Source organism: Spirosoma validum (assembly GCF_014699035.1).
Lineage (GTDB): Bacteria > Bacteroidota > Bacteroidia > Cytophagales > Spirosomataceae > Spirosoma > Spirosoma validum.
Window position 1 is genome coordinate 543,749 of record NZ_JACXAA010000003.1, and the last position, 12,457, is coordinate 556,205.

Consider the following 12,457-nt stretch of genomic DNA (forward strand, 5'->3'; position numbering starts at 1 on the left):
CGCGAAATAATGATGGAATTCCGGCTTACTGTTCCGTTTATCGGTCAATGTCTCCTGGTTCCGGCTTGGGCGTAAGCTTCGTTAGCCCGTACCTTACATTGAATACAGTAAACTACCCCCCGTCATTCTCTTTTCTAATCTGTTTTCACTCAACTTCATTACAATGCACAGAAAATTGCGAATGGGTATGGTTGGTGGAGGACTTGACGCTTTTATTGGCGCTGTTCACCGCCGGGCCGCTGGTTTTGATAACGAAATCGAACTAGTCTGTGGTGTTTTTAGCTCATCGCCCGAAAAATCAAAAGCGACGGGCCTTGCCCTTTACCTACCCGAAGACCGGGTTTACTCGTCCTATGAGGAAATGATTGAGCGGGAAAAGGCGCTGCCCGAAGGGGAGCGAATGGATTTTCTCTCCATCGTAACGCCGAACCACATGCACTTTCCGCCCGCCAAAATGGCTCTGGAGAACGGTTTTCATGTGATGTGCGACAAGCCCATGACGATCAATCTGGCAGAAGCAAAAGAACTGGCTCAACTGGTTGAGGCATTGGGGTTAGTCTTTGGCTTGACGCATAACTACACGGGTTACCCGATGGTGAAGGAAGCGCGTGATATGGTACGTAACGGCAAGCTCGGGAAAATTCGGAAGGTGGTTGTCGAATATCCGCAGGGCTGGTTGTCGAAGAAAGAAGAAGATACCAACTACAAACAGGCGATCTGGCGCACAGACCCGTCTAAATCAGGCGCGGCTGGCTGCATGGGTGATATTGGCACGCACGCTGAAAACCTGGCTGAATACGTAACCGGACTGAAGATATCTGAACTCTGTGCTGACCTCACTACGTTCGTTCCGGGTCGCTTACTCGACGATGACGGAAACGTACTGCTCCGTTTTGAGGGAGGAGCCAAAGGGGTTCTGCACGCCAGTCAGATTGCTAATGGGGAAGAAAACTCCCTGAAAATTTACGTATGGGGTGAGTTGGGAGGCCTCGAATGGCACCAGATGGAGCCGAATACGCTGAAATACAAAACACAGGAAGGTCAGCGGATTATCCGTCCAAATGTTGGCGATTTGTCGGCGTCAGCCAAAGCGCACTGGCGAATGCCTGCCGGTCATCCTGAGGGCTTCTTTGAAGCTTTCGCCAACCTGTACCGAAACTTTGCTTATGCCGTGAAAGCGCACATGGAAGGCAAGCCTGCTGACCCAATCTACGACTTTCCAAAAGCCGAAGATGGTGTCCGCGGACTTGCCTTCATTGACACGGTTATTGCATCGAACCAGTCTGAAACGAAGTGGACGAAGTTTATTCAATGATGGTAGCCTGGACGGCCACGTCCGGGTAAGATAATCACTACAAAGACAATTACCCGGACGTGGCCGTCCAGGCCACAAAAGACCAAACTAATGCAAAAAATTAATGTTGGTGTCGTTGGTACCGGATTCATCGGGCCTGCGCATATCGAAGCGCTACGTCGCTTACCCAATACGAACGTCGTCGCCCTGTGCGAAGTGACCATTGAACTGGCTCGTCAGAAAGCCGATCAGCTCGGTATCGAACGGGCCTGTACGTTCGATGAGCTGCTTAAGATGGACGATATAAAAGTGGTGCACATCTGCACTCCTAATTTCCTGCACTACGCACAGTCGAAAGCCGCTCTGGAAGCTGGGAAGCACGTAGTGTGTGAAAAACCATTGGCTAAAGACCTCCACGAAGCCGAAGAACTGGTCGAGCTGGCGAAGAAAACCGGATTGGTTAACGCCGTTCATTTCAACCTCCGTTATTATCCGCTCGTTCGCCAGATGAAGGTGATGCGTGAGCAAGACAATCTCGGTGAAGTATACTCGGTAATCGGTTCATACTTACAGGATTGGTTGTTCTACGAGACTGACTACAACTGGCGTCTTGAACCCGACAAATCGGGCGATTCGCGGGCGATTGCCGACATCGGTTCGCACCTGATGGATAGTTTGGAATACATTACAGGGCTGAAAACCGTGGCTGTTCTGGCTGATTTCAACACCATCCATAAATTTCGCAAAAAGCCGCTCAAGCCCGTTGAAACGTATTCAGGCAAAATGCTCAAACCGGAAGACTACGCTGATGTTCCCATCAATACCGAGGATCACGCCAACGTACTGCTACGTTTCGATAACGGCAATAAGGGTGTTATTACGGTATCGCAGGTGTCGGCAGGTCGGAAAAACCAGATGAAACTGGAAATTGCCGGATCAAAGAAAACGTTTGCCTGGAACTCCGAAGCGCCCAACCAGATGTGGATTGGTAACCGCGACGGCTCGAATGAGTCGTTCCTTCGCGACCCATCACTGGCGCACCCCGATGCTCGTTCGGTCATGTCGTTCCCCGGTGGACACAACGAAGGTTTTCCTGATACGTCGAAGCAGTTGTTTAAAGAGGTTTACGATGCCATTGCTGCTGGAAAACAGCCTGAAAAACCAACCTTCCCGACCTTTGCTGATGGTTATCGAGAATTGCTCATTTGTGAGAAAATCCTGGAATCCAATCGGAAACAGGCGTGGGTGGAAATTTAAAAAGTGAAGCATTACTTTAGTGATGTAAACTTGAATCATAGAACCATGCAGTACCAGGAAAAATACAGCAACATCATTACCATAGAACCCGGAAAGCGTGGTGGTAAACCTTGCATACGAGGAATGCGGATTACGGTTGGTGATATTTTGGGATGGCTAGGGGGAGGGATGACTATAGAGGAGATCATTGAGGATTTTCCTGAACTAACTCGTGAGGATATTCAGGCCGCTTTATTTTTCGCAGCGGATCGCGATAACGGTACAATGTTGATGGCTGCCTGATGCGACTATTATTCGATCAAAACATCCGCAACGGCGGCCCGGCCATTTCGGGTAGTGAAACAATTAAAGGCCATGTTCCCGGATGTTTTGGGGGTTCGGGAATGTGGCCTATATAATGCCGATGGTTACCAGATATGGGAATACGCCCGTCAGGATGATTATACGATTGTTGCCTTCGATAAAGATATTCCGGTCATAGGCTCTGTGAAGGGCTTTCCTCCCAAAATTATTTGGTTAAGGACTGGCAATCTCAACAATTCAGCCATTTGTTTACTCTTTACTGATCATCTTGATCAATTCAACGCTTTTATTGATGATGAAAGGAAAGGATGCCTGATGGTATACCCTAATTCATCTTCTGACAATCAAACCATAGAAGAATGAAAACTATGAAAGGTCCGGGCATTTTTCTTGCCCAATTCTTAGGGGATACCGAACCCTTTAATTCGCTTGAGTCTATTGCCAAATACATGGCCGATCTCGGCTATAAAGGTGTACAGATTCCAACCTGGGACCCGCGTATGATCGACTTGAAGAAAGCTTCTGAAAGTCAGACGTATTGCGATGAACTGAAAGGAAAACTGAACGACATTGGCGTTGAAATCACGGAACTGGCTACGCACCTGCAAGGGCAGCTGGTCGCCGTACATCCAGCCTACGGTGCCATGTTCGATGGATTTGGACCAGCTGAATTAGCGGGCAAACCGAAAGAGCAGCAGGCATGGGCGGTCGACCAACTGATCATGACCGCCAAAGCCAGTAAAAACCTTGGACTAAAAGTTAGTCCGACATTTTCTGGCGCTTTATTGTGGCCATTTGTTTACCCGTGGCCACAGCGTCCGGCTGGGTTGGTTGATACGGGTTTTACCGAGCTGGCTAACCGTTGGAAGCCTATCCTGAACGCCTACGACGAAGCTGGTGTCGATGTAGCCTACGAACTGCATCCCGGCGAAGACCTGCACGACGGTATTACGTTCGAGATGTTCTTAGAAAAAGTTGACAATCATCCTCGCGCGGGTATCAACTACGATCCGAGCCACTTCGTACTGCAACAACTCGACTATTTGCAGTTCATCGACTTCTACCATGATCGTATCTATGCCTACCATGTGAAAGATGCCGAGTTTAACCCAACGGGCAAGCAAGGCGTGTACGGTGGCTACCAGGGCTGGGTTGAACGAGCCGGACGATTCCGCTCACTGGGCGATGGTCAGGTAGATTTCTCGGGTATTTTCTCGAAATTGGCGCAGTACGACTACGATCGCTGGGCTGTTTTGGAATGGGAATGTGCCCTGAAACATCCTGAGCAGGGTGCGGCTGAAGGGGCTCCTTTCATCGAAAGTCACATCATCCGCGTCACCGAACGCGCCTTTGACGACTTTGCCGGAACAGGCGCTGATGAAAATTTCAATAAGAAGGTGTTAGGACTGTAACCTTTGTTACTATTCGTTATTTCTCGTGGTGTCGGGTTCTCAAACCCGACACCATTTGTTATAGGCTAACTTATTTCGTCATGCGCGTCTTTGGTGAAATAGCGGGTATTCCAGAAGGGAGCGAATTCGAAAGTCGACCAGATTTATCGCACTACGGTATTCATAGACCCTTACAAGCGGGCATTAGTGGTTCACAAGTAGAAGGTGCCGATTCAATTGTTCTTTCTGGTGGCTATGAAGACGACAAAGATTATGGTAACGTCATTATTTATACTGGTCACGGTGGTCGCAGCCAAGTGACAGGATTTCAAGTTGCCGATCAACAGCTTAGTCACCAAAATTTAGCACTGACGCTTAGTTGTCAGAGAGGCCTTCCAGTGCGTGTGATACGTGGACATAGGCACAAGTCTGAATTTTCCCCAGTGCAAGGCTATCGATATGATGGCTTGTATCGGGTTGAATCTTATTGGCGAGAGAGAGGGTTATCAGGCTATTTTGTTTGGCGATTCCGTTTAATAAAAATTGAAAACTCAGTTAAGGTAACGGGAGTGGAAGAAGAACAGCCTATATATGGTAAATCTAAACGTATTGAAACAACTATTCAGCGAATAATCCGCAGTACAGAACTATCAGCTTATGTTAAGACTATGTATAATTTTCAGTGCCAAGTATGTATGGTAGAAATTAGTACAAACATAGGTTTTTATGCGGAAGCTGCTCATATTCAGCCATTAGGCGAACCTCATAATGGACCAGATACAATAGAAAATATTTTATGCCTGTGCCCTAATCATCATGTTATGCTTGATTTCGGTGGATTTGGTATTGAAGATGATTTAACGTTGATTGGGATTAAAGGAAAGTTATATAAGAAACCAAAACATATTATCGGTCAAACATTTTTACAGTATCACCGCGAGCATTTTGTGATAAATAATTGGTGATTAACCCTAAAATACTCTTTTACAGCACACTTTATTAGACATAAAGTTAACTCCAAAACCAAAACATAATTCACCATGGCAGGTCAAGGGTCGGGTGGCAACGTACTGGCTGCCCTTTGTAGTTTCTTCATTCCGGGTTTAGGACAGTTGTTGCAGGGGCGGCTGCTAATGGCTATTTTACAGTTTGTTCTGGCGGCTGTGCTTTGGTTTATCTTAATGGGATGGGTTATCCACCTCTGGTCTATTATTGATGCCGCCCGTTACGAGCCTGGTCGGTAGAAGTTAGCCTAGCGTTTTCTTTCCAGACGTAGCGAACACTACGTTATTGTTAAATCTGTACCCATGCAGCTCTTTCCTGTCTCATCCTCAATTTTATCCGCCCCGCATCTTGCTCAATTCCTACGAGAGAAATACCACCTAAGCGCTAACGTAACGTGCCAGTTGTTGAAAGCAGGCGTTAACCACTCCTATCTGGTTACGAGTGATTCAGCCAAATTCGTTTTTCGACTCTATAGTCTGAACTGGCGTACACATAGAGAAATTAGCGAAGAGATTGCACTTTTACAGCGAGTGAAAACGGGCGGTATTCCTGTTTCGTACCCTTTACCTGACGGAGACGGACACTACATACAGGAATTGAACGCCCCGGAAGGCAATCGATATGGCGTACTTTTTTCGTTTGCCGAAGGCGAAAAGCTGCTAACGTTTCCGGCTGATCTGCACTATGAACTGGGTAAAATTATGGCCCGGTTTCACCAAATTACGCATAACCTAACCATAGAGCGTATCACGTATACACCTCAGATTCTGCTGGTTGATTCGCTCGAAAAAGTAAAGCCATTTCTGCCTGCTGATTGCGATGAAATGCAGTTCCTGCTCAACACACAGCGTTATTTGCTGAAAGAGTTTGCTAAAATCGATTACAGCCAAACCCGAAAGGGCGTCGTGCATTTAGACATTTGGTTCGATAATCTGAATATCGCGTCGGATGGTACGATAACACTCTTTGATTTTGACTTCTGTGGCAATGGCCTGCTCTGTTTAGACATTGCTTACTACATTTTACAGATTCATAGTACCGAGACGGACGTAGACGAGTATCACAAAAAGAGAGAACGTTTTCTGGTTGGTTATGAGTCTATTACCAAAATCAGTGACGAAGAAAAGCGTCTGTTGCCGATCCTGAGCGAGAGTACCTATTTCTACTACATAGGCATTCAATGCGAACGGTTTGAGAACTGGTCGAACGTGTTTTTGAATGAGTTATATTTAAAACGAATGATTAACCTGCGTGTGAAACGGTGGTTTGATTTCAATAAACTGGCCGAAACGGATGAAAACCTGGCCTGATCATCGAATTCAAAAGCTGTTAGGTATTGATCTGCCTATTTTGCTGGCGCCCATGGCTGGTCCAGGTTCTGCAGCGTTAGCCATCGCCGTTGCTGAAGCGGGTGGGTTGGGTTCGCTTCCCTGCGCCATGCTGAATGCCGAACAGATACGTAGTGAAGTAACGCTCATTCGGCAACGCACTAAGCGACCGATCAACCTTAACTTTTTCTGCCATAAACCGCCACGAATTGATACAGAACAAGAAATCAAATGGCGCAAACGCTTAGAACCGTATTACCTCGAATTAGGCATTGATCCCAAAGCGCCTGTCCCCGTATCTAATCGAACTCCCTTTGATAGTACGCTATGCGATCTGGTCGTCGAACTAAAACCAGAAGTCGTCAGCTTTCATTTTGGATTGCCGAATAAAGAACTGCTGGCGAGAGTTAAAGCAACCGGTGCGAAGGTGTTGTCATCAGCTACTACGGTAGACGAAGCTCGTTGGCTTGAACAAAATGGTTGCGATGCGATCATCGCGCAGGGCGTCGAAGCGGGTGGGCATCGGGGACTATTTTTGAGTACGGACATTTCCACGCAGGTTGGTACAATGGCTTTGGTCCCGCAAGTGGTTGACGCCGTGACCGTACCGGTTGTTGCGGCTGGTGGTATTGCCGATGCGCGGGGTATTGCTGCCGCCTTTGCGCTGGGGGCTGCGGCCGTGCAGATTGGAACAGCGTATCTATTCTGCCCGGAAGCAAACGTTGCACCCGCTCACCGGGAAGCGCTACGTAACGCAAGAGAGACTAGTACAGTCCTCACGAATATCTTTACCGGTCGCCCGGCACGTAGCATCATCAACCGACTTATTCGCGAAGTTGGACCCCTGTCCGACGTAGCACCGGCGTTCCCGCTGGCGGGTGGTGCGCTCATGCCGTTACGTGCAAAGTCCGAAGCGCAGGGATCAGGCGATTTTATGGCGCTCTGGTCAGGTCAGGCGGCTCACCTGGGCCGTGAGCTTCCGGCGGGAGAACTGACCAGATTGCTGGCGGAAGAAGTTTTAGCGAAATTGTCAGCGTACGAATAGGCAATGCTGGATTAGCCTATACTTTTGGTCATAAATACAGAAGTCCCTATGACGCCCATCTTTTTTTCAACCCCGGCCGATTTTCGTAAATGGCTGTCGGAGAATTATGATAAAGCAACGGAAGTTTTGGTTGGCTATTACAAAGTCGGATCAGGAAAGCCAAGTATGACCTGGTCGCAGTCGGTTGATGAAGCGCTGTGTTTCGGCTGGATCGATGGCGTTCGTCGGTCAATCGATGCCGATAGTTACTGCAATCGCTTTACGCCCCGAAAGCCAAGAAGCATCTGGAGTGCGGTCAATATTCAGAAAGTTGAAGATCTGACGCTTCAAGGACTCATGCATCCGGCGGGTGTGGCAGCATTTGAGAAACGACAGGATAACCGATCGAAAATCTATGCATACGAACAAAAAGAGGTTAGCTTGTCCGATGAGTTTGAGAACGTGTTTAAAGCCAATGAACAAGCCTGGACGTTTTTTCAGAAACAGGCTCCCTCTTATCGAAAACGAGCGATGAACTGGGTTATGACCGGAAAGCAGGCGGAAACAAGAGTAAGTCGCCTGGAAAAACTAATGCGCACCAGCGAAGAAGGTCAGAAAATTTAAGTCGCTCAACGGTTTATGAAACAACAAGTTTATCGCCTGATCATCAGTTATTTTCTTGTGCTGATCGCACTGCTCGGTTTGAATGCATCCGGTTTGGCTCAGGTAAAAAAGGCCCAATTTCGAGTGGTGGCTATTGCTGAAAAGGGCGGAGGTGTTCATGCGCCTTTTGTTGCGGAAGCAAAAAAGTGGTTGGCTCAACTGGCAACTGAAAACAACTTCACGATTGATTACATCGACAATACAGAACCGATTAATGATGCATTCCTGGCCAATTACCAGCTATTCATTCAGCTAAATTATCCACCTTACATGTGGACAGATACCGCGAAAGAAGCTTTCCGAAAATACATCACCGAAGGTAAAGGGGGCGGTTGGATTGGCTTTCACCATGCGTCTTTATTGGGCGAATTCGACGGTTACCCAATGTGGCCCTGGTTTTCGGAATTTATGGGCGGCATTCGTTACAAAAACTACATCGCTACGTTTGCGAAGGCGACGGTCCATGTCGAAGCGAAAAATCATCCCTGTCTGAGGGACGTACCGGCTACGTTTGACGTAGAAAAAGAAGAATGGTACACGTATGACAAGAATCCGCGCCCGAACGTAAAGGTGCTGGCTACGGTCGATGAGTCGACGTACTCGCCTGATTCAGCTACAAAAATGGGGGGCGATCATCCGGTAATCTGGTCCAACGAACGCATGAAAGCACGTAACGTTTACATCTTCATGGGCCACCATCCCGATTTATTCAAAAACGATTCCTTTGTGAAGGTTTTCCGAAACGCTATTTTTTGGGGTGCGGGAAAATGACGTAGTAAACCAGAATAGAACGCGGATACCTCAGATCTTTATGAGTTAAGCTGTTCTTTCATCATAATAAATCATAGCAATCTGCGGTATCTGCGTTCTACTATTCACTTATAATTTCCCATGATCAAGAAGTTGCTTCTGTTGTTGATTCTGGTTTCCTGTCAGCTCCGGGCGCAGGATAGTAAAGTGCTTACCAATCAGGTAGGGTATGAATCGGCCAAAGCGAAGCAAGCCATCATTATGGCCGAAAAGCAGTTGACGATACCTGTTTTTCACCTCATCAATACAAAAACGGGTAATACAGTCTATTCAGGCCGGCCCGTATTTAGCGGATCCGTCAGCAAGTGGAAGAATTGGCTTTTCTGGACTGTTGACTTTAGTTCCTACACGACCGAAGGGACGTATCAAATACAGGTTGCGTTGCCGGGTAAAAACGTATCATCATACCCGTTCGTCATTGGCAGGAACGTATTGGAACAATACACGCTTTCGGATGTGATTTACTACGTTAAAGGGCAGCGAAGTTCGGGGCTGCTGGATAAAGCCGATCGAACGTTAGTGCTGGCTGGAAAGCCGTCCGATACGCTTGACGTGCACGGCGGCTGGTACGACGCGACTGGCGACTACGGCAAACACCTTTCCCACCTTACTTTCTCGTCGTATTTCAATCCGCAGCAAATCACACTGACGGCTTACAGCCTATTAAAAAGCTATGCGCAATTAACTAAGCGCAAAGGCACCGACTTTCGTCAGTTCAACCGTCGATTGCTTGATGAAGCGATGTATGGTGTTGATTATCTGGTACGTGTTCAGGCTAAAGATGGCTCATTCTATCGGTCAGTGAAAGCGCCGGGACCGGGTAAATTGCCCAAAGACCGAGTAATTCAGGCGGAAGATAAAGCGTATCGCATTAAGCAGTCGAAAGACCAGACCTTAACTAGTACGGCCGATGAAACAAACTGGCGAAAATACCAGGTAAGTTATCGGTCGGGTGGGGGAATGGCGATTGCCGCGCTGGCGATGGCTGCTACGTATGCGCCTGATCAAACCGGGGATTTTAGCCCAACAGATTATCGCAGGGCGGCCGAAAATGCGTTTGCTTTTCTGGAGAAAGAGAATGTAGCTATGACCAATGATGGCAAGGAGAATATCGTTGATGAGTACTGTGCGTTGACAGCCGCCACAGAACTGTATAAAGCTACCCAAAACGATACGTATCGAAAAGCCGCCGACAAACGTGCGCAGAATTTGTTGAATCGATTGGCGTCCTGGAAAACGTATCGCGATTTCTGGCGCGCCGATGATCAGGATCGGCCGTTCTTTCACCCATCCGATGCCGGTTTGCCAGTGGCCAGTTTGCTGTACTATTATCCATTAGCCCCGGCAGAAACACAGAAGGCGATCAAAGAAGCGGTTAAGCGTTCCATGACGTATGAACTGAACGTAACGCAGGAAGTGAAGAATCCGTTTGGCTATAGTCGGCAGCTGGTACAGGATACGCTTGGCAATCGGCGTACTACGTTCTTTTTTCCACATGGCAGTGAAGCCTCGCCCTGGTGGCAGGGAGAAAACGCTCGGATCGCATCAATGGCAACCGCTGCTCGTTTGTGCTCGCCTTTGTTCAGTGACGATAAGGTTTTTCAGGGAAAATTGGAGCGTTTTGCCCTTGATCAACTGAACTGGATTTTGGGCCTGAATCCATACGATGCCTGTATGTTGCAGGGAAGCGGCCACAATAATCCAACGTACGGATTCTTCGGCACCTTTGAGTATACGAACGCGCCCGGCGGCATCGTCAATGGTATTACGTCGGGACTGACCAATGAAGACGATATTGACTTTAACCTGTCGTATAAGATGACTGGAAAAGATAGTGACTGGCGCTGGGCTGAGCAATGGTTACCGCACGCAGCCTGGTATTTACTCGCTATATCGGTTGGTCAGGAGTAAAACAGTTTTACCAATTAGAGCCGTCCATGCCTGACTCAAGCGCAACTTCTTTCTTTACGGCAAGGCGATACAGTGGTCGCCCATTCAAGGTTTCGTAAATCAAACACAGTTTATCGTTAAAACTATATCGGCGTTTGAACACTCATGAGGTAAGGGTTCAAACGCCGATATAAAAAAGGTTTACTTCGTTTAAAACAGCTTGACAATGCGCGAAAGAGCCGCTGACAGAAGCAGCATAACTGCGACCAGACATAATCCGTAGTACAGACCAAACGATTCCGCGACGAAACCAATGACGGGTGGACCCGCCAGAAAACCAATGAAGCTGAACGTAGCGAACGTCGCTAATCCGGCGGCCGGCGGAATACCAGGAACACGCATCGAGGCACTATATAGAATGGGCGCACCGAGCGAGCAACCTACGCCGAGCAGCGCAAAACCGATTAGTGCGGTTGGTGGATAGGGCAGAAAAATAGCAACTAACAGTCCTAAGGCACCGACTAATCCACCGATCTGAAGCCAGCGTTTCGCCCCGATTTTAGGCAGAACCGCATCTCCAACAAAGCGCAGACTAGTCATTGTTAGCGAGAAAGCACCAAAGCCCAACGCTGCAATCTGACTGCTGGCACCGAGTGTCTCGCGTAAGTACACTGCGCTCCAGTCGAGGGCAGCGCCTTCGCCCATAGCCACTGCCAAACCAATAAAGATCATGATCGATAAGTCCAGATTGGGCAGTACGAACGATGATCCGGCTTTCTCACCCGATTCGGTTCGACTGCTCGACGGAATCGCGCTTAGCATCGGTTGCAGTAGGAACGTAATGAGTAAGACCAAGCCCGCCATAACGGCCATGTGCATCGAAGGTGATACGTGAAAAGCAATGACGGCCCCAGCGATCCCCGATCCAAGCAGACCACCTAAGCTCCACATACCATGGCAGGAAGACATGATCGAGATACCCTGTGTGCGTTCCACGTTAGTAGCCGTCGTATTCATCGCCACATTGATAAGCGCACTGGCCAGGCCAACCAGAAAGAGCCCAAATGCCATTACGGTCGTATTGGGCGCATTGATCGGAATGCAGATTGCCAGTGTCAGCGCTATCGCCGACCAGAAGCAGGCCCGCGCTTCGCCGAGTTTAGCGATGATCCAGCCTGTCAACGGGTTCATAATCAGAAGACCAATCGGCATGGCAAAAAGCGTCATGCCCAGGTCAGCGTCGGAGAGATGGAGCTTCTCCTTAATGTGTGGAATGTGCGCAACCCAGCTGCCAAAGAGCAGACTGTCAGATGCGAACACCAAACCAACGGCCAGTGCCTGCCGATTCAGGAAAAATGTCAGCAGATTTTGCACGAACACGTTTGGATGAAATTTATTACTGTCAATAGTTGTATTCATACCACAAAAATAGCCGGTCATGACCGGCTATTTTTACAATCTATTATCCGTTACCAATGCTCCATTAACCCTT

Annotated in this window: 13 protein-coding genes; 12 read left to right on the top strand and 1 reads right to left on the bottom strand. The window is 48.2% G+C overall.

All coding sequences use genetic code 11. From position 1 onward, the window contains the following. Positions 1–181: 181 nt before the first annotated feature. The 12 genes from IC230_RS10990 (at position 182) to IC230_RS11045 (ending at position 10,986) form a co-directional block, all read left to right on the top strand. Entirely contained in the window at positions 182–1,315 is a 1,134-nt protein-coding gene (locus IC230_RS10990) for a Gfo/Idh/MocA family protein (RefSeq protein WP_191039307.1), read from the top strand. 90 nt (positions 1,316–1,405) lie between these two features. Beyond that, entirely contained in the window at positions 1,406–2,551 is a 1,146-nt protein-coding gene (locus IC230_RS10995; protein WP_191039033.1) for a Gfo/Idh/MocA family protein, read from the top strand. 45 nt (positions 2,552–2,596) lie between these two features. After that, the gene (locus tag IC230_RS11000) at positions 2,597–2,833 is read left to right on the top strand and encodes a DUF433 domain-containing protein (RefSeq protein ID WP_191039034.1); all 237 of its coding nucleotides are present in this window, start codon (positions 2,597–2,599) and stop codon (positions 2,831–2,833) included. A gap of 54 nt (positions 2,834–2,887) precedes the next feature. Beyond that, a complete protein-coding gene (locus IC230_RS11005) occupies positions 2,888–3,217 on the top strand; it encodes a DUF5615 family PIN-like protein (protein WP_191039035.1) in 330 nt (109 codons plus the stop codon). After that, complete coding sequence (locus tag IC230_RS11010) at positions 3,214–4,266, top strand: sugar phosphate isomerase/epimerase family protein (protein WP_191039036.1); 1,053 nt, start codon at positions 3,214–3,216, stop codon at positions 4,264–4,266. Before IC230_RS11005 ends, IC230_RS11010 begins: the two co-directional genes overlap by 4 nt. Positions 4,267–4,346: 80 nt before the next feature. Beyond that, positions 4,347–5,210 (top strand): YDG/SRA domain-containing protein, encoded by an 864-nt coding sequence (locus IC230_RS11015; RefSeq protein ID WP_191039037.1) that lies wholly within the window; start codon positions 4,347–4,349, stop codon positions 5,208–5,210. Positions 5,211–5,285: 75 nt separating this feature from the next. After that, positions 5,286–5,489, top strand: coding sequence for a hypothetical protein (locus IC230_RS11020; RefSeq protein ID WP_191039038.1), 204 nt, complete (start codon positions 5,286–5,288; stop codon positions 5,487–5,489). Positions 5,490–5,552: 63 nt separating this feature from the next. After that, positions 5,553–6,560 carry a phosphotransferase gene (locus IC230_RS11025; protein ID WP_191039039.1) on the top strand — a complete coding sequence of 336 codons (1,008 nt, stop codon included), beginning with the start codon at positions 5,553–5,555 and terminating at the stop codon, positions 6,558–6,560. Then, positions 6,544–7,623 carry an NAD(P)H-dependent flavin oxidoreductase gene (locus IC230_RS11030; RefSeq protein WP_191039040.1) on the top strand — a complete coding sequence of 360 codons (1,080 nt, stop codon included), beginning with the start codon at positions 6,544–6,546 and terminating at the stop codon, positions 7,621–7,623. Before IC230_RS11025 ends, IC230_RS11030 begins: the two co-directional genes overlap by 17 nt. A 48-nt stretch (positions 7,624–7,671) precedes the next feature. Then, positions 7,672–8,226, top strand: coding sequence for a YdeI/OmpD-associated family protein (locus tag IC230_RS11035; protein WP_191039041.1), 555 nt, complete (start codon positions 7,672–7,674; stop codon positions 8,224–8,226). Between the two features lie 15 nt (positions 8,227–8,241). Continuing rightward, positions 8,242–9,036 carry a ThuA domain-containing protein gene (locus tag IC230_RS11040; protein ID WP_191039042.1) on the top strand — a complete coding sequence of 265 codons (795 nt, stop codon included), beginning with the start codon at positions 8,242–8,244 and terminating at the stop codon, positions 9,034–9,036. Between the two features lie 120 nt (positions 9,037–9,156). Beyond that, positions 9,157–10,986: a glycoside hydrolase family 9 protein gene (locus IC230_RS11045; RefSeq protein ID WP_191039043.1), complete on the top strand. Its 1,830-nt coding sequence runs from the start codon at positions 9,157–9,159 to the stop codon at positions 10,984–10,986. A gap of 189 nt (positions 10,987–11,175) precedes the next feature. On the opposite strand, the gene IC230_RS11050 is transcribed toward IC230_RS11045, so the two are convergent. Beyond that, positions 11,176–12,384, bottom strand: a complete 1,209-nt coding sequence (locus IC230_RS11050; protein ID WP_191039044.1) for an MFS transporter — start codon at positions 12,382–12,384, stop codon at positions 11,176–11,178. Positions 12,385–12,457 lie beyond the last annotated feature (73 nt).